We start from the raw sequence: 15,772 nt of genomic DNA on the forward strand, positions 1-15,772 counted from the left end.
GTCCGGACACCCCCACCGGTCCGTGTGCACGACGAATCCATCAGGGCGGCGCGATGAGCGAGTTGGTTCCCGGCGGCAATGTGCCTCTCCCGGGCGGTGCCGTCGCCGTCCGGGTGCCCGGGCCCTTCGACGTGTCCGCGCTGATCACGGACGACGGCGGGAAGGTGCGCGGCGACGGCGACTTCGTGTTCTACAACCAGCCGGCCGCCCCCGGAGCCCGGCTGAGCGGCGCCACCCTCACCGTCGAACCGGCGGCGCTGCGGCCCGGCGCCACGCGGGTCACGGTGGCCGTCAGCCCCGCCGAGCCCGGCACCCCGCTCAGCGGTCTGCCCGCGCCCGTGCTGGAGGTCGCCGACGGCGGGGGCCGTCCGCTCGCCCGGTTCTCGCCACCGCGCCCCCGGCAGGAGACCGTCCTGCTCCTCGCGGAGATCTACCGGCGCGGCGACCGATGGAAGCTGCGCGCCCTGGGACAGGGGTACGCCGACGGACTGGCCGGTCTCGCCCGGGACTTCGGGGTCGACGTCGAGGAGGACGACGGGGCCGTCTCCACCCGGACGGGCCCCGCCGCACCGCCCCGCCCCCAGGCCCCGCCGGCCGCCGGTGACGGTTTCCTCGAGCTGGTGAACTCGGCCCGGACCGCGGCCGGTTGCGCTCCGGTCGCCCACGACGCGCGGCTGGCCGAGGCGGCGCGGGAGCACGCCGTCATGATGGCCCGGGGCGGGCGCCTGGGTGTCGAGGGCGTGGACGGTGTCTCCGTGCACCAGCGCGTCGTCGCCGCCGGATACCCGTATCTCACGGTCGGCGAGCACCTGGTGTCGGGCCCTCCCACCGTCGCCCTGTTCCTCGACCACTGTCTGCGTCACGAGGCGGCCCGCCGGACCGTGTGCGACCCGGCGTTCACGCACGTCGCGGTGGCATCCGCCGGAGGCGGCTCCGGTGACACGTACTGGACGGCGCTGTGGGCCAGTCCGCTCACCCCGCAGGGTCTGGAGCGGACCGCGGCCGAGGTCGTCGAGCTCACCAACCGGGAGCGTGCCCGGGCCGGGCTGCCGCCGCTGTCCCCGGATCCCCTGCTGGCCGTGGCCGCGCAGGCGCACTGCGCCGACATGGTGGCCCGCGACTTCTACTCCCACACCGCGCCGGACGGCAGCCGGCCCTGGGACCGGGCGGCCGCCGCGGGTTCCGCGCGGCGCACGATCGGCGAGAACATAGCCTGCGGCCAGCGCTCGGCCGCCGAGGTGGTGCGGGGGTGGATGAACAGCCCCGGTCACCGCGCCAACATCCTCAAGGCCGACTTCACCCACATCGGCGTCGGTTTCACGGGCGGTGGCCGGTCGGGCACGTACTGGACGCAGCTCTTCGGGGCCTGACGGCGGTGCCCGCCGTGTCGGCTGCCGTGATCCTGGCGGAGCGGGAGCGTCCGGGTGAGGATGCCTCCATGAAGGGTGACCTGTTTTCCAGTCAGCACATGGTGCGGCCGGCTACGGCCGCGGGCATGACGGTCGAGAACGCCAAGTGCCTCCGCTACACGGTCGACGGCGAGATGCTCGCCCGTCAGGGCGCGATGGTCGCCCACCGCGGCAGCCTGCAGTTCGAGCGCAAGGGCCAGGGCGTGGGCGGCATGCTCAAGCGCGCGATGACCGGCGAGGGACTGCCGCTGATGGCGGTGCGCGGACGGGGCGAGGCCTGGTTCGCCCACGAGGCGCAGAACTGCTTCGTCGTGGAGGTCGACCCGGGTGACGAGTTCACCGTCAACGGGCGCAACGTGCTGTGCTTCGACGCCTCGCTGTCGTACCGCATCTCTACCGTGAAGGGCGCCGGGATCACCGGGGGCGGCCTGTTCAACAGCGTCTTCACGGGGCACGGCCGGCTGGGGCTGGTGTGCGACGGGAATCCGCTGGTCATCCCGGTGTCGCCGGAGGACCCGGTGTACGTGGACACGGACGCGATCGTGGGCTGGACCGCGGGCCTGGACACCTCGCTGCACCGTTCGCAGTCGCTGGGCTCGATGCTGCGCGGCGGGTCGGGCGAGGCCGTGCAGCTGATGCTGCGGGGGCAGGGCCATGTCGTCGTCCGGCCCAGCGAGGCGACACCGCACAGGGCCCAGCAGCACTGACCGTGGTTGACCCCGCCCGCGGCGCGGGTCAGGGTGGATCACGGCGCGGATCGTCAGCCCCCGTGCCGGAGAGGTGGCAGTCGTGATCGGGATCGCCGACGTCGAGACCGCGGCCGAGCGGATCGCCGGGCATGTGGTGCGGACCCCGACCGTGCCGAGCCCCGGGCTGTCGGCCCTGCTGGGTGCTCCGGTCACGGCCAAGCTGGAGCTGCTGCAGCGCACCGGTTCGTTCAAGGTGCGGGGTGCGGCGGCGAAGCTGCTGTCGCTGAGCGAGGCCGAGCGGGCCGCCGGGGTCGTGGCGGTGAGCGGCGGCAACCATGGGATCGCCCTGGCGGTCATGGCCGCCGCCCTGGAGGTGAAGGCCACGGTGGTGATGCCGCGCACCGCACCCGTGCGGGCGGTGGAGATCGCGGAGTCGGCGGGCGCCTCGGTACGGGTGACCGACGACATGGACGGCGCGTTCGCGCTCATGAAGCGGCTCCAGCAGGAGGGGCTGACGCTGGTCCATCCCTTCGACGACCCGGTGGTGGTCGCCGGCCAGGGCACCGTGGGCCTGGAGTTCGCCGCGGACGCCGGGGACCTCACGGACGTACTGGTGAGCATCGGGGGCGGCGGACTGATCTCCGGAGTCGCGGCGGCACTGCGGGCGCTGCGGCCCGGGGTGCGGGTGTGGGGCGTGGAGACCGAGGGGGCGCAGGCGATGTCCGAGGCGCTGGCGGCGGGCGGCCCGGTGCCGGTGGAGCTGAGGTCGATCGTCTCCACGCTGAGCGCCCCGGCGGTGTCCCAGCTGACGTACGAGCATGTCTCGGAGCTGGTCACCGAGGTGCTGGTGGTGCCGGACCGGGAGGCGGTGCAGGGCTCCCTGGATCTCGCGGACCACGCCAAGGTGTGGGCGGAACCGGCGGCCGGCTGTCTGCTGCCCGCGGCGCGGCGGGTGCTGGAGCGGGTCGGCGAGGGGGCCCGGCTCGGTCTCGTGGTGTGCGGCGGCAACGCCACGACCGCCGACATGATCGCCTGGACGGAACACTTCGAGCTCCGCTGATCCCTTCTTTGAACGGACCCGGCCCCCTGTCCCGTACCACTGGGGACAGCGGGATCCAGCGGTTCGACAAGGGATGGCCATGGGCAGGGCGCACGTCTCCACAGACCAACCGGTGGCCGGACGGTACCGGCTGGTCGAGATCACGCATCGTGAGACCAACCGCGTCAGCTGGTACGCCGAGGACCTGCAGACGGGCCGCCCGTGCCTGGCCACCCGGACCGAGTTGCCGCAGGACGCCGGCGAGACCGCCCGGCGCACCCCTTCGCGCGTCCTGCGGGCCACGGAGAGCGTGGACCGGCTGTGTCCCGGCCGGATCGCCACGGTCGTCGACACCGTCGAGACGGACGGCTGTCTGTGGACCGTCACCGCCTGGATCGACGGCACTCCCCTGGACGAAGTCCTCGCGGGGCAGGGCACGTTCAACTACGTACGGGCCGCGCGCATCGCGCTGGAGGTGCTCGACGTGCTGGACGCCGCACACGCCGAGGCCATCACGCACGGTGAGCTCAGTCCCGGTCAGGTGTTCCTGCGCGAGGGCGGCCCGGTCGTCGTCACCGGGTTCGGTCTGGCCGGGAGCACCTCGGCGCCCCGGCTCACGGCACCGGCGTACGCCTCTCCGGAGCAGGCACGGGACCAGCGGATCGGTCCCGCGGCGGACCTGTGGGCGCTGGGGGCGATCCTCTACACGATGCTCGAGGGCCGGCCGCCGTTCCGGGACCGCGGACGGCCGGAGGCCACGCTGAAGGCCGTGGACCGGCTGCCGCTGCGCACTCCGGTGCGGTCCGGGCCGCTCACCCGGGTGGTCCAGGGGCTGCTGCGCAGGGACGCACGGGAGCGGCTGACCCGCCAGGTGGTGCGGGAGGCGCTCACGCGTGTGCTCCGGGAGGATCCCGGGGCCGTGGAGGCGTCGGTGCCGGGCCCGCGGCTGCGCGGTGCGTACACCGCGCAACTGCGCCGAGCGGGCGTCGAGTTGAGCAGGAGGACCATGGTGCTGGGCACCACTTCGGCCGTGGTCACCGTGGCGGTCGCCGTGCTCGCCGCGACACAGGGGCTGCCGGGCACCGGCTCCGGCGCGGACTCCGCGGCCGAGGCGCCGCCGGCCTCGGCGTCCGCGCCGACGGGTCCCGCCGCACCGGACGGCGGGAGCGACCCCGGTGCGTCGGACCCGGCCCCGCCGTCCGCCACGGCCTCGGCCTCGGCCTCGGCCTCGGCCGCACCCTCCCCCTCCCCGTCGGGCACGGGCGGCCTCCCGCCCGGCTTCCGGACCTACAGCGCCCCTGAGGGCTTCTCCGTCGCGCTGCCCGAGGGCTGGGAGCGGCTGGACACCTCGCGTGCCGCGGACCTGGCCTATCGCGTGACCTTCGGCGCCGAGGGGGATCCGCGCACGCTGGCCGTCACCTACAGCGAGCGCGTGGGATCGGACGCCGTGGCCGTGTGGCGGGACGACGTGGAGCCGCCGCTGGAGCGGTCCGGCGGCTACGAACGGATCGGCGCCATCGAGGCGCGTACCTACCGGGGCCGCGAGGCCGCCGACATGGAGTGGTACGCCGACGACGGCGGCACCCGGCTGCGCACCTTCGGCCGCGGTTTCCTGCTGGGCGGCGGGCGCGGCTTCTCGCTGCGCTGGACGACGCCCGCCGCCGACTGGGAGGAACCCGCGAGCCGCGAGGCGCTACGCACCTTCCTGCGGACGTTCCGCCCGGGCACGGACTGAGCCGCGCGGGGCACGCAGCTTGCGCAGGGGCCGGTGGTTCAGCGGCCGGGTGAGCCAGCGGGCCCGGAAGGTCCCGTCGGCGAGGGAGCACAGGACCCGCAGACGGTGCGGCGTCTCCAGGAACACCACGTCCGCCGTGAAGGTGTCCCCGCCCGTCCAGCCGCCGCTCACGGCGACCGGGACGGGCTGCTCGGTGACGGTCCAGCCCGGTCCGTCGCACCGCACGTCGAACGGCTCGCCGTCCTCCGTCAGGCGCAGCGTCCAGCCGCCGGCGTCCGCCGTGACCGCGGCCGCGGTCAGCTTCGGCCGGTCGGCGCAGACGCCGCCCTCGGGGGTGAACCGGGCGTCCGGCCGGTCTCGATGCGGCGGTGTCGGGCCGCCGTCGACCGGGGCGAGAGCGAGCGCGTCGAGGCGGTCGCGCAGGGCGATGTCGGCGTCCTCCCGGCCGGTCAGCGGGGCGGGGCGGAAGGCCGGCAGAAGGTGCCGCCAGACCAGGTCGAGGTACTCCTGCGTCTGCTCGGTCGCCGTGGTCGCGGCGATCACCGCGTCGTGCTCGGGCAGGACGATGCAGAACTGGCCGTACGCCCCGTCGCCCCGGAATCCGTGCCGGGAGACCCAGAACTGGTACCCGTAGCCGCGGTTCGAGTCCTGCCGGTCCCCCACCAGCGTGGTTCCGGCGGTCGGTATGTGCGGCCGCGAGGCGCGGGCCGCCCACCCCTCGGGAAGCAGCCGCCGGCCCTGCCAGACCCCGTCGTCCAGATAGAGCTGGCCGAGCCGCGCGACGGCGTCGGTCGCGGCGTGCAGTCCGCTGAATCCGATCTCCCGGCCCGTCCGGTCCCGCTCCCACACGGCTTCGCCGATGCCCAGCGGGTCGAACAGCCGGGGCCTGAGATAGTCGGTGAGGGACTGTCCGGTCACCCGCTGCACGATCGCGCCGAGCGTGTACGTGCACGGCTGGTTGTACGCGAAGAGGGTGCCCGGGTCGCGCTGGGGCGGCTGGAGCAGGAATCCGCGTACGGGCTCAGCGGGGTCGGTGCCGAACGCCGCGTCGACGGTCTCGTCCTCGTGGCCGCTGGCCATGGACGCCACGTGCCGGACCAGCATCGCCCGGCTGCGCGGGTCGGTGATGTCGGCCTCGAACTCCGGGAAGTACGAGAGCACCGGGGCGTCGAAGTCGATCAGTCCCTCGTTCTCGGCGAGAGCGGCGGCGGTCGCCGTGAAGCTCTTGCTCAGCGAGTACAGCTGCTGCGGGCGCCGCGCGGTGTAGGGGGCCCACCAGCCGGAGGCCACGAGCCGTCCATGACGCAGGACCATCAGACTGTGCGGCTCGATGCCGGGGGCGGTCTCGACGGCGTCGAGGAAGGCGTGGACGCCCGACGCGTCGACGCCCTGCGCGGCGGGGGCGGAGGCAGAAAGTGAGCGCTCGGTCATGGGGCCATCCTGCCCGGGCGGCCGACGGGTGATCCACCGTTTTCCCCGCCCCGGGCCGGGGACCCGGGCGGCATGGTGCGAATCGGATACACGATGATGACCGAGCAGGCCGGACCCCGTGAGCTGGTCGACCATGTGGTGCGGGCCGAGGAGGCGGGGTTCGACTTCTCGGTGACCTCGGACCACTACTTCCCCTGGCTCACGTCGCAGGGGCACTCGCCGTACGCCTGGAGCGTGCTGGGCGCCGCCGCGCAGGCCACCTCGCGTATCCCGCTGATGACGTACGTGACCTGTCCGACGTTCCGCTACCACCCGGCGGTGGTGGCCCAGAAGGCGGCGACGGTGCACCTGCTGTCCGGGGGCCGGTTCCGGCTGGGGCTCGGCTCGGGCGAGAACCTCAACGAGCACGTGGTGGGCGGCGGCTGGCCGTCCGTGGACGTGCGGCACGAGATGCTCGAGGAGGCGGTGGAGATCATCCGCGCCTTGTTCGAGGGCGGTCACGTGAACCACCGGGGCACCCACTTCGACGTCGAGTCGGCCCGGCTGTGGGACGTACCGGACGAGCCGCCGCCGATCGGCATCGCGGTGTCCGGGAAGCGGTCCTGCGCCCTCGCGGGCCGACTCGCCGACCTGGTGATCGCCACCGAGCCGAAGGCGGAACTGCTCGACGACTTCGACCGGCACGGCGGGCAGGGCAAGCCGCGGGTGGGGCAGCTCCCGGTGTGCTACGACCCCGACCGGGACGCGGCCGTCGAACGGGCCCACGACCAGTTCCGCTGGTTCGGCAACGGCTGGAAGGTCAACTCGGAGCTGCCGCACCCGGACTCCTTCGCGTCGGCGACGCAGTTCGTCCGGCGCGACGACTTCGCCGGGTCCATTCCGTGCGGCAGCGACCCGGCGGACTTCGTCGAGGCCGTCCGTCCTTACGCCGAGGCCGGTTTCACCGAGATCGCCCTGGTGCAGATCGGCGGCGAGTCCCAGCCGGGCTACCTGGACTGGTCGGAGAAGACGCTGCTGCCGGCCCTGCGGGAAGCGTTCGGCTGACGCCCGCGAGGCCGGGTCGCGGGGTTTCACCCGTTGGGCTGAGCATCTCGCGCGGATGCGGGGTACTAGAGGGCCCTACGCCGGTACTTCCCGAAAGGCCCTCTCGTGACTTCGTTCGTGCACAAGACCCTGGTGGTGGAGCTCCAGGCGGGCGTCACGGACCGCTTCCCCGTGCTCGCCCACCTGAGTTACGACCCGTCCGACCCGTTCGCCGTCACCGTCGTGTTCAGTCACGACGGCCGGGTCCTCGCACGCTGGCAGCTGGACCGGGAGATGGTCACCGCCGGTCTGACCCGTCCGGTCGGGATCGGGGACGTGCGGCTGCGCCCGGAGTCCCGGGGTGTGGGCCGGGAGCTGCGGATGGAGTTCCTCGGTGAGGCGCACGCCGACGGCGGCCGGCACCACGCGGTGGTGTTCGCGTGGGCCGAGGCCGTCGGCGATTTCCTGCGGGAGACCCGCCGGGCCGTCCCGCCGGGGCGCGAGGAGGTCCGCCTGGACGACTTCCTCGCGGACGTCCTCGCGGGACGCTGATCCCCCGGGCGCGCGGGGAGCACGGACGGCCGTTGCCGCGCGCCCTTCGTCGTCACCGCGCCGTGTGGCGGTACCGGGTCCACATCGGCAGGCCGAACCAGCACAGCAGGTACCAGCAGACGACCCCGGCCACGAGATACGGGACGAAGTCGTCGTTGGTGGCCACGCGCAGGATGAGCAGCAGCGAGGCGCTGGTGGTGGCGAGCAGGAGCAGCAGGCCGAGCAAGGTGAGCCGCGAGGCCCACTGCACCGCCTGCGGCTTGATGAGCCGGCCGGAGACGAGCCGGTGCAGCGACACCGGACCGATGAGCGCCCCGGTCGCACAGGCGCCCAGCACCACCGTCACGATGTAGATCGTCTTGTCGGTGTCGGACAGGTCGTCGTAGGTCGGGGTGAACACGACCGTCAGCAGAAAACCGAACAGGATCTGTACGCCCATCTGGGCGACGCGGACCTCCTGGATGAGTTCCGTCCACATCCGGTCCGCTCTCTCCTCCTCGGTCTCGTTCCGCCCCCGGCGCCTGGTCCCGCCCCGCTCCGTGTCCGACACAGTGCCTCCCTGTACTCGCGGCCTCGGTGGGTCTCCTCTCCCGGATTCCCCGAAAGCCGCGGTACTCCCCGGGCGGATCGCCGGTTTGGCGGCCCGGGCCACGGTTACACGGACGGCGATGACACCGAGGCCGGGAGGTCGTGGGACGCATGACGGACACCCAGCTCACCGTGACGCTCAGCGGCGGCGGCGTCGACGACGCCCGGGCGGTCGTGCGCGCGCTGGAGGGCGCGTTCGGGGCGCCGGACCAGCGCCCCTCCGATGCGCAGGCGACGGTCCATGTGGCGACGTTCGCCGGGGAGGGGCGAGGGACCGACGGGCCGACGGACGCGGAGGCGCTGTCCGCGCCGGTGTCCGTCACCGTGCAGGGCACCCCGGACGCGGTACGGCGGGCGGGCGACGCGCTCAGGCGGTCCTTCACCACGCGCGACGAGGGCGCCGCCTCCGGCGACCAGGAGCAGGAGCGGCAGCTGCTCCTGGAGCCGTGACCCGCGCCGCTACCAGCGGTTTTCCACCTGGTCCTTGATCCGCCGGTCGTAAAGGTCGCCGATCGCCGTGAGCGTCGCGTCGGACAGCTCCGGCAGCCGGGCGGCCGCCGCGTTGGCGCGGGCCTGCTCGGGCGACCGGGCGCCGGGGATGACGGTGGTGACACCGGGCTGCTGGACGATCCAGCGCAGGGCCAGCTGGGCCGGGGTGTATCCCTCGGGGGCGAGCGCGGCGAACTCGGCGGCGGCCTCGACACCGGTCGCGTAGTCGACGCCGGAGAAGGTCTCGCCCTGGTCGAAGGCCTCGCCGTGCCGGTTGTAGGTGCGGTGGTCGTTCTCGGCGAAGACGGTGTCCCGGGTGTACTTGCCGGACAGCAGTCCGGAGGCGAGCGGAACCCGGGCGATGATGCCGACGCCCGCCTCGCGGGCGGCCGGGAGCACCTCGCGCAGCGGCTTCATGCGGAACGGGTTGAGGATGATCTGCACGCTCGCCACGTTCGGCCGCGCGATGGCCGTCAGGGCCTCCGCGCAGGTCTCCACGCTGACGCCGTAGGCGGCCACGCGCTCCTCCGCCACCAGGGTGTCGAGGGCGTCGAAGACCTCGTCGGTGGAGTAGACGGAGGTCGGCGGGCAGTGGAGCTGCACCAGGTCGATGCGGTCGACACCGAGGTTGCGCCGTGAACGGTCGTTCCAGGCGCGGAAGTTGTCCAGGACGTAGTTCTCGGGGATCTGATCGACCCGGCGGCCCATCTTGGTGGCGACCAGCACGTGAAGATCGGGCCGTCCGCTCAGGAACGACGCGATGGTCTGCTCGCTGCGTCCGTCTCCGTAGACGTCGGCGGTGTCGAAGAAGGTGACTCCCGACTCGGCGGCGGCCTCGAGGACCGCGAGTGCTTCCTTGTCGTCGACGTCGCCCCAGTCCGCCCCGAGTTGCCATGTGCCGAGACCGACCACGGAGGCGTGCTGACCCGACCTGTCGAATGTGCGCTCGTCCATGACGCCAGTCTGTCATCCGTCACGGCGGGCGGCTCGGGCACCGGTCCGCCGACGGCCGGCGCGGGTCTCCCGTGGGATCGCGCCATTCTCGCGGCGTGACGCCGGCCACAGGACGCACACCACCCGCGGAAGATCATCCGGCAGGCGTGCCGCATGGAGCGGAATTTTCTCTTCCGTCCCTGCGGACCGGCACCTCACAGCAAGATCATCTTCGTTCAACCCTGTACGACATGACAGCAATTGCCCGGATCGCGGCCAACCGCCTCGGCGGCATTTCTCCCGTTACCGGCACCGGCGATAAGCATGCGGGGTCCTGATCCCGAATCGACCCGAGGAGATCCGTATGCCGGAACTCAGCCGTCGCCGCGCGCTCACCACGGCGGCCGCCCTCGCCACCGCAGCCAGTGTCCCGTCGGCCCTCGCCCCGTCCGCACGGGCCGCCGGCACCGCCGGGCACCGCCACGGCTCCCCCGCGGACTTCGACGAGGTCTACCGGGGCCGCCGGATACGGGGCGCCTCGTCCGCGGCCGGCGGTCACCACCATCACGGTCCCGGATACGCCGTGTTCGTGGACGACGTGGAGCTGCATGTGATGCGCAACGCCGACGGCAGCTGGATCAGCGTCGTCAGCCACTACGACCCCGTCCCCACCCCGCGCGCGGCCGCCCGTGCCGCGGTGGACGAACTGCAGGGCGCCCCGCTTCTTCCCCTGCCCGCCAACTGATCCCCCTCCGTAAGCACCCCGGGAGCACCCCGCACATGACCGTCCGCAAGAACCAGGCGAGCCTGACCGCCGAGGAGAAGCGCCGTTTCGTCGCCGCACTGCTGGAACTCAAGCGCAGCGGCCGCTACGACGAGTTCGTCACCACCCACAACGCCTTCATCATGTCCGACACCGATCACGGCGAGCGGACGGGACACCGCTCACCGTCCTTCCTGCCCTGGCACCGCAGATTCCTCCTGGAGTTCGAGCGGGCACTGCAGTCGGTGGACGCCTCGGTCGCGCTGCCGTACTGGGACTGGAGCAGCGACGGCTCCGGCGCCTGGGCGCGCTCCTCGCTGTGGGCGTCCGACTTCCTGGGCGGCAGCGGGCGCAGCCGGGACGGCCGGGTGACGGACGGGCCGTTCGCCGCCGCCACCGGGAACTGGCCGATCACCGTGGGGGTGGACGGCCGCACCTATCTCAGGCGCGCGCTCGGCGCCGGCGGACGCACCCTGCCGACGCCGGCGGAGGTCGAGTCGGTGCTGTCGATGTCCACGTACGACATGCCGCCCTGGAACAGCGCCTCGGACGGTTTCCGCAACCACCTGGAGGGCTGGCGCGGGGTCAACCTGCACAACCGGGTCCATGTGTGGGTCGGCGGGCACATGGCCACCGGGGCGTCCCCCAACGACCCGGTGTTCTGGCTGCACCACGCCTACGTCGACAAGCTGTGGGCCGAGTGGCAGCGCCGCCACCCCGGCTCCGGCTATCTCCCGGCCGCCGGGACGCCCGACGTGGTCGATCTGAACGAGACCATGCGCCCGTGGCACGACATGTCCCCGGCGGATCTGCTGGACCACACCCCGCACTACACGTTCGACGCCTGAGCGGCCGGGTTCAGGCGCTCGTGACGGTCCGGCACCCGGGGTGGCCCCACCCCTTGCCGTTCTTGGCGATGGGCTCGCCGGCCGCGTAGGACCGTCCGCAGGGGCAGCGGCCGGGGAACTTCGCCTTGACGGTGCGGGACGACGCGCCGCCGCCCCGCTGCCGGGGCGGCCCGGCAGCGCGGGAGCCGCGCTTCGCCGCGCCGCCCGCCGGACGGTCCGGCGCCGCCGGCGGCTCGGGCGAACCCAGCGCGCTGCCGGCGTCCTCCTGGGCGGTGGCCGCCTGGCTCGCGGCGCGGTCGGCGAAGTCGTTGAGCCGGTCGCCGTCGACCTGGTGGGCGGGGACGTAGCGGAACTCCACGGAGCGGTTCTGCAGCAGATCGTCGATGCGGACGACGAGTTCCTGGTTGGCCACCGGCTTCCCGGCCGCCGTGCGCCAGCCGTTGCGCTTCCACCCGGGCAGCCAGGTGGTGACGGCCTTCATGGCGTACTGCGAGTCCATCCGCACCTCGAGCGGCACGGCGGGGTCGGTCGCCGCCAGCAGCCGCTCCAGCGCGGTGAGTTCGGCGACGTTGTTGGTGGCCGTGCCGAGCGCGCCCGCCTCCCAGCGGGCCGGCGCCTCGGACGCATCGGCGACCACCCAGGCCCAGCCTGCGGGCCCGGGATTTCCCTTCGAAGCCCCGTCGCACGCGGCCACCACACGTTCACGCATGGGTCCGATCATGCCATGACCGGCCGGGGAGCCCCGCCCGCTCAGTCCACCTCGGTCGTCTTCGGCATCTCGCCCGTGGTGGTCGTGATGTCGATCACCGAGAAGTTCGCGCCCTGGGGGTCGCTGATCGCCGCGAACCGTCCGAACGGTGTGTCCATCGGGCCGAACCGCAGCACCCCGCCGCGCCCGGTCGCCCGGGCCACGGCCTCGTCGCAGTCCGCGACGGTGAAGTAGACGTTGATGTAGGGCGGCGTCTCGGGCGGGAAGTCGTCCGTCATCTTCATCCGGCCGAGTACGCTGCGCTCGCCGAGGTCGTAGATCCGGAAGTCCATCTCGTCCTCGAGCCGCTTGGAGCGGTAGGAGAAGACGGCGGGGAAGAACGCGTCGGACTTCTCCGGCTCACGGGTGAACACCTCGGCCCAGCAGTACGCGCCGGGCTCGGCCATCGCCTCGAAGCCCTCGTGGGTGCCGGCCTGCCAGAGTCCGAACACCACCCCTCCGGGGTCGCGGGCGAGGCACATGGTGCCGAAGTCGCCGACCTGCATCGGCTCCATCAGCAGCTCACCGCCGTTGTCGCGGATCCGGGCGGCGGTCGCGGCGGCGTCCCGGGCCGCGAAGTAGAGGCACCACTGCGAGCTTCCCTCCTGCCCGGGCATGGGCGGTACGACGGCCGCGACCGCCTTGCCGTCGGCGTAGGCCTGCGTGTAGTCGCCGAACTCCGACGACGTCTCGCCGAAGGTCCAGCCCAGCACGTCACCGTAGAAGCCCTTCGCTGCCTCGAGGTCGTCGAACATCGCGTCGGCCCAGCAGGGGGCCCCTTCGGGTTGTACGGCCATGGCTGCGGCCCTCTCCGGACGGCGTGGTCGGTCCGCTTCCCCACGCTAGCCACCGCCGCCCCGGCCCGCGCGCCGAGCGGCGGCCCGGCCGGAAGTGCGTCTTCCCCGGCGGCCCCGGCTGTGCTTGCCTGGGGGCCGTTTCGCCGGCCGGGCGGGGAGCCTTTCGTATGCGCAAGCCGTGGATCGTGTCCGTGGTGCTCGCCGCCGTGCTGCTCGGCGGGTGCACCGATCCGTCGTCGGGTCCGGTGGCCGGGCCGCCGCCAGCCGCCTCGCCGCAGCCGTCGGCCACCACGCACCAGCGGCCCGCCGCCTCCGCACCGGCCGTGGACCCTCCCACGGTGCTGTACCTCGGGGACTCCCTGGCGATGGAGAGCCGGAAGGTGCTCGGCGAGGAGCTGCGCGGACGGTTGCGCGCACGCTACACGAGCGCCCCCCACTCGGGCACCACGCTCTGCGACTACCTGGAGGGTTCCGCCGAGCGTTCCCTCGTGCCGGCGTCGGACAAGGCGGCGGCGCTGGTGCGGTCGCTGCGGCCGGACTACGTGGTGCTGCAGTTCTGGGGCAACGCGTGGGGCTACACCCCCTGCATGGACGGGATCACGTACGACGCCGCGCGGGAGAGGTACTTCGAGCGGTACGCGGCCGACGCGCGGCGCCTGACCGAGCAGATCCGTTCGGCGGGCGGGAGCGGCCGGCCGCGGATCGTGTGGGTGCTGCAGGGCCCCGACCCGGTCACCCCCGACCGGGTGCGCCGGGTGAACGCGCTCTACGAGCGGCGGGCCGCCGGCTCGGGCGACCTCGTGGCCGACGCGGGGAGGACGGTGAGCCCGGCGGGGGCACGGTACACGTGGGCGCAGTACCTGCCGTGCGACGCCTACGAGCGCGCCCACCCGGACCACTGCACCGGGCCGGGCCGCGACCGGACGGCCCTGCACCGGGACGACGACCCCCTGCACTTCTGTCTGGCGCCCACGACGTCCACGCCCAGGGCCTGCCCGGTCCCCTCCCCCGGCATCCTGCGCATCGCGCGGGAGATCACCCGGGTGATCGGCGATCACGTCCGCGGCGGCTGAGCGGACGGCGCGAAAACCGGTCGACACGAGCACCCGGGCCCCACTGGAATGGGCGGCATGTGTGCGCCGAGGATGCATCCCGACGAGAGGGACATCGACGCCCCGCTGGTGCGCCGGCTGATCGCCGGCCGGTTCCCGCAGTGGGCCGGGCTGCCGGTGGAACGGCTGCGGTCCTCGGGGACCGAGAACGCCATGTTCCGGCTCGGTACGGAGCTGGTGGTACGGCTGCCCCGGCATCCCGGCGCCGTCGACGGCGTCGCGCACGAGCAGCGCTGGCTGCCCCGGCTGGCACCGGGGCTGCCGTTCGCCTCGCCGGAGCCACTGGGGCAGGGGCGGGCAGGGCACGGGTTCCCGTGGCCCTGGTCGGTGTACCGCTGGCTGGAGGGCATCAATCCGGTCGCCGGAGCGGTGGAGGACCCCGGTGCGCTCGCGTCCGGCCTCGCGGCGTACCTCACCGCCCTGCGCGCGCTCGGCACGGCGGACGCGCCCGCGTGCCACCGCGGCGTTCCCCTCTCCACCCGGGACGCGGCGACGCGCGAGGCGATCGCGCAGCCGGCCGGGCGTACCGACACGGAGGCGGTGACCGCGCTGTGGGAGGAGGCACTGGCGGCCCCGGAGTACACGGGGGCGCCGGTCTGGGCGCACGGTGACCTGTCGCCGGGGAACGTGCTGACCGCCGACGGCCGGCTCACCGCGGTGATCGACTTCGGCTCCGTGGGCGTGGGCGATCCGGCGGTGGATCTGATCGTCGCGTGGAACCTGCTGCCCGCCGAGGTGCGGGGCGACTTCCGCGAGGCGGTGGGCGCAGGCGAGGCGGAATGGGCGCGCGGGCGGGGCTGGGCCCTGTCGATCGCGCTGATCCAGCTGCCGTACTACTGGGACTCCAACCCGGACCTCGCGGCGAACGCACGCCATGTGATCGGGGAGCTCCTGGCCGAACGCGGGTAGGGCCTGCCGTTCGGCTCCTGCCGCGGGGAAGTGGCGGCGACGTGAACGGGGCCCGGGGCGTGCGGCCGCGAGGCGCAGGAGGGCGTCGATGCGGAGCACCCGCAATCGACGACAACGCAGCAGGTGCGTGCGCCCGGCCCCGCGTCTGCCGCGTGATCCGGACGACAGGCCTTGGCGGCGGGACCGGCGCGTCACCGGTCCCGCCCCCGCCCGGCCTCATTCGCCCGCGTACGCCTTCTCCAGGGCGGCGATATCGAGCTTGCCCATGGTCATCATGGCCTTCAGGGCGCGGTCGGCCTTCTCCCGGTCCGGGTCGCTGATCATCTCGGTCAGCCGCAACGCGTTGACCTGCCACGAGACGCCGAACCGGTCCTTGAGCCAGCCGCACGGGCCGTGTTCGCCGCCGCCCTCGACCAGCTTCTCCCAGTAGTGGTCGATCTCCGCCTGGTCCTCGCAGTCGAGCTGGAAGGAGATCGCCTCGTTGAACGTGAACTCGGGTCCGCCGTTGAGCGCGACGAACTTCTGGCCGTTGGCGGTGAACTCGACGGTGAGCACGGATCCCTCCGAGCCGGGCGTGGCGCCGGTGTTGCGGACGACGTCGCCGAGGCTCGAGTTCTTGAAGACCGAGACGTAGAAGTTCGCGGCCTCCTCCGCCTGGCCGTCGTACCACAGACACGTGGTGAATCCGTCGGTGTTCATCAGTACCT

The 15,772-nt window shown here is 73.3% G+C and carries 18 protein-coding genes; 12 read left to right on the forward strand and 6 right to left on the reverse strand.

Translation table 11 applies throughout. The features are described 5' to 3' along the window. Nucleotides 1-53: 53 nt before the first annotated feature. The 4 genes from ACZ44S_RS17580 to ACZ44S_RS17595 all read left to right on the forward strand — a co-directional run bounded on the left by ACZ44S_RS17580 (nt 54) and on the right by ACZ44S_RS17595 (nt 4,872). Entirely contained in the window at nt 54-1,370 is a 1,317-nt protein-coding gene (locus ACZ44S_RS17580; RefSeq protein ID WP_466929815.1) for a CAP domain-containing protein, read from the forward strand. Between the two features lie 68 nt (nt 1,371-1,438). Further along, entirely contained in the window at nt 1,439-2,116 is a 678-nt protein-coding gene (locus ACZ44S_RS17585; protein ID WP_466929818.1) for an AIM24 family protein, read from the forward strand. Between the two features lie 82 nt (nt 2,117-2,198). Beyond that, nucleotides 2,199-3,158: a threonine/serine dehydratase gene (locus ACZ44S_RS17590; RefSeq protein ID WP_466929821.1), complete on the forward strand. Its 960-nt coding sequence runs from the start codon at nt 2,199-2,201 to the stop codon at nt 3,156-3,158. 79 nt (nt 3,159-3,237) lie between these two features. After that, nucleotides 3,238-4,872, forward strand: a complete 1,635-nt coding sequence (locus tag ACZ44S_RS17595; RefSeq protein WP_466929824.1) for a serine/threonine-protein kinase — start codon at nt 3,238-3,240, stop codon at nt 4,870-4,872. On the opposite strand, the gene ACZ44S_RS17600 is transcribed toward ACZ44S_RS17595, so the two are convergent. Then, nucleotides 4,831-6,303 (reverse strand): serine hydrolase domain-containing protein, encoded by a 1,473-nt coding sequence (locus ACZ44S_RS17600; protein WP_466929825.1) that lies wholly within the window; start codon nt 6,301-6,303, stop codon nt 4,831-4,833. The two genes, ACZ44S_RS17595 and ACZ44S_RS17600, sit on opposite strands and share 42 nt — an antisense overlap. Nucleotides 6,304-6,375: 72 nt before the next feature. Here ACZ44S_RS17600 and ACZ44S_RS17605 point away from each other — a divergent pair, with 72 nt between their 5' ends. After that, on the forward strand, nt 6,376-7,347 hold the full coding sequence (locus tag ACZ44S_RS17605; RefSeq protein WP_466929828.1) for an LLM class F420-dependent oxidoreductase: 972 nt from the start codon (nt 6,376-6,378) through the stop codon (nt 7,345-7,347). A 105-nt stretch (nt 7,348-7,452) separates the two neighbouring features. Next, nucleotides 7,453-7,878, forward strand: coding sequence for an SsgA family sporulation/cell division regulator (locus ACZ44S_RS17610; protein WP_466929829.1), 426 nt, complete (start codon nt 7,453-7,455; stop codon nt 7,876-7,878). Between the two features lie 52 nt (nt 7,879-7,930). On the opposite strand, the gene ACZ44S_RS17615 is transcribed toward ACZ44S_RS17610, so the two are convergent. After that, nucleotides 7,931-8,428 (reverse strand): DUF6328 family protein, encoded by a 498-nt coding sequence (locus ACZ44S_RS17615; protein ID WP_466929831.1) that lies wholly within the window; start codon nt 8,426-8,428, stop codon nt 7,931-7,933. A 149-nt stretch (nt 8,429-8,577) separates the two neighbouring features. Between ACZ44S_RS17615 and ACZ44S_RS17620 the strand changes: the two genes are divergently transcribed. Then, complete coding sequence (locus ACZ44S_RS17620; protein WP_466929834.1) at nt 8,578-8,916, forward strand: hypothetical protein; 339 nt, start codon at nt 8,578-8,580, stop codon at nt 8,914-8,916. A 9-nt stretch (nt 8,917-8,925) separates the two neighbouring features. On the opposite strand, the gene ACZ44S_RS17625 is transcribed toward ACZ44S_RS17620, so the two are convergent. Beyond that, a complete protein-coding gene (locus tag ACZ44S_RS17625) occupies nt 8,926-9,909 on the reverse strand; it encodes an aldo/keto reductase (RefSeq protein ID WP_466929836.1) in 984 nt (327 codons plus the stop codon). Nucleotides 9,910-10,004: 95 nt separating this feature from the next. Here ACZ44S_RS17625 and ACZ44S_RS17630 point away from each other — a divergent pair, with 95 nt between their 5' ends. The 3 genes from ACZ44S_RS17630 to melC2 are packed head-to-tail and all read left to right on the forward strand — an operon-like array spanning nt 10,005 to nt 11,499. Then, complete coding sequence (locus ACZ44S_RS17630; RefSeq protein WP_466929838.1) at nt 10,005-10,226, forward strand: hypothetical protein; 222 nt, start codon at nt 10,005-10,007, stop codon at nt 10,224-10,226. A 26-nt stretch (nt 10,227-10,252) separates the two neighbouring features. After that, nucleotides 10,253-10,633, forward strand: a complete 381-nt coding sequence (gene melC1, locus ACZ44S_RS17635) for an apotyrosinase chaperone MelC1 (protein ID WP_466929840.1) — start codon at nt 10,253-10,255, stop codon at nt 10,631-10,633. Between the two features lie 35 nt (nt 10,634-10,668). Then, nucleotides 10,669-11,499 carry a tyrosinase MelC2 gene (gene melC2 / locus ACZ44S_RS17640; RefSeq protein WP_466929841.1) on the forward strand — a complete coding sequence of 277 codons (831 nt, stop codon included), beginning with the start codon at nt 10,669-10,671 and terminating at the stop codon, nt 11,497-11,499. A 10-nt stretch (nt 11,500-11,509) separates the two neighbouring features. On the opposite strand, the gene ACZ44S_RS17645 is transcribed toward melC2, so the two are convergent. Both ACZ44S_RS17645 and ACZ44S_RS17650 read right to left on the reverse strand, forming a co-directional pair. Then, the gene (locus ACZ44S_RS17645) at nt 11,510-12,208 is read right to left on the reverse strand and encodes a ribonuclease H family protein (RefSeq protein ID WP_466929844.1); all 699 of its coding nucleotides are present in this window, start codon (nt 12,206-12,208) and stop codon (nt 11,510-11,512) included. 41 nt (nt 12,209-12,249) lie between these two features. Continuing rightward, complete coding sequence (locus tag ACZ44S_RS17650) at nt 12,250-13,044, reverse strand: VOC family protein (protein ID WP_466929846.1); 795 nt, start codon at nt 13,042-13,044, stop codon at nt 12,250-12,252. A gap of 167 nt (nt 13,045-13,211) precedes the next feature. On the opposite strand from ACZ44S_RS17650, the gene ACZ44S_RS17655 reads away from it, so the two are divergent. Both ACZ44S_RS17655 and ACZ44S_RS17660 read left to right on the forward strand, forming a co-directional pair. Beyond that, the gene (locus ACZ44S_RS17655) at nt 13,212-14,117 is read left to right on the forward strand and encodes an SGNH/GDSL hydrolase family protein (RefSeq protein ID WP_466929848.1); all 906 of its coding nucleotides are present in this window, start codon (nt 13,212-13,214) and stop codon (nt 14,115-14,117) included. Between the two features lie 72 nt (nt 14,118-14,189). Then, nucleotides 14,190-15,065, forward strand: coding sequence for an aminoglycoside phosphotransferase family protein (locus tag ACZ44S_RS17660; protein WP_466929851.1), 876 nt, complete (start codon nt 14,190-14,192; stop codon nt 15,063-15,065). 216 nt (nt 15,066-15,281) lie between these two features. On the opposite strand, the gene ACZ44S_RS17665 is transcribed toward ACZ44S_RS17660, so the two are convergent. After that, nucleotides 15,282-15,764, reverse strand: a complete 483-nt coding sequence (locus ACZ44S_RS17665; protein WP_466930234.1) for a VOC family protein — start codon at nt 15,762-15,764, stop codon at nt 15,282-15,284. Nucleotides 15,765-15,772 lie beyond the last annotated feature (8 nt).

The sequence above is a fragment of the Streptomyces malachitofuscus genome (assembly GCF_055571035.1).

Bases quoted from the DNA above. Each gene is read 5' to 3' on its own strand.
- ACZ44S_RS17580 (WP_466929815.1), top strand. From the start codon at position 54: ATGAGCGAGTTGGTTCCCGGCGGCAATGTGCCTCTCCCGGGCGGTGCC.
- ACZ44S_RS17585 (WP_466929818.1), top strand. From the start codon at position 1,439: ATGAAGGGTGACCTGTTTTCCAGTCAGCACATGGTGCGGCCGGCTACG.
- ACZ44S_RS17595 (WP_466929824.1), top strand. From the start codon at position 3,238: ATGGGCAGGGCGCACGTCTCCACAGACCAACCGGTGGCCGGACGGTAC.
- ACZ44S_RS17600 (WP_466929825.1), bottom strand. From the start codon at position 6,303: ATGACCGAGCGCTCACTTTCTGCCTCCGCCCCCGCCGCGCAGGGCGTC.
- ACZ44S_RS17605 (WP_466929828.1), top strand. From the start codon at position 6,376: ATGGTGCGAATCGGATACACGATGATGACCGAGCAGGCCGGACCCCGT.
- ACZ44S_RS17620 (WP_466929834.1), top strand. From the start codon at position 8,578: ATGACGGACACCCAGCTCACCGTGACGCTCAGCGGCGGCGGCGTCGAC.
- ACZ44S_RS17625 (WP_466929836.1), bottom strand. From the start codon at position 9,909: ATGGACGAGCGCACATTCGACAGGTCGGGTCAGCACGCCTCCGTGGTC.
- melC1 (WP_466929840.1), top strand. From the start codon at position 10,253: ATGCCGGAACTCAGCCGTCGCCGCGCGCTCACCACGGCGGCCGCCCTC.
- melC2 (WP_466929841.1), top strand. From the start codon at position 10,669: ATGACCGTCCGCAAGAACCAGGCGAGCCTGACCGCCGAGGAGAAGCGC.
- ACZ44S_RS17645 (WP_466929844.1), bottom strand. From the start codon at position 12,208: ATGCGTGAACGTGTGGTGGCCGCGTGCGACGGGGCTTCGAAGGGAAAT.
- ACZ44S_RS17650 (WP_466929846.1), bottom strand. From the start codon at position 13,044: ATGGCCGTACAACCCGAAGGGGCCCCCTGCTGGGCCGACGCGATGTTC.
- ACZ44S_RS17655 (WP_466929848.1), top strand. From the start codon at position 13,212: ATGCGCAAGCCGTGGATCGTGTCCGTGGTGCTCGCCGCCGTGCTGCTC.
- ACZ44S_RS17660 (WP_466929851.1), top strand. From the start codon at position 14,190: ATGCATCCCGACGAGAGGGACATCGACGCCCCGCTGGTGCGCCGGCTG.
- ACZ44S_RS17665 (WP_466930234.1), bottom strand. From the start codon at position 15,764: ATGAACACCGACGGATTCACCACGTGTCTGTGGTACGACGGCCAGGCG.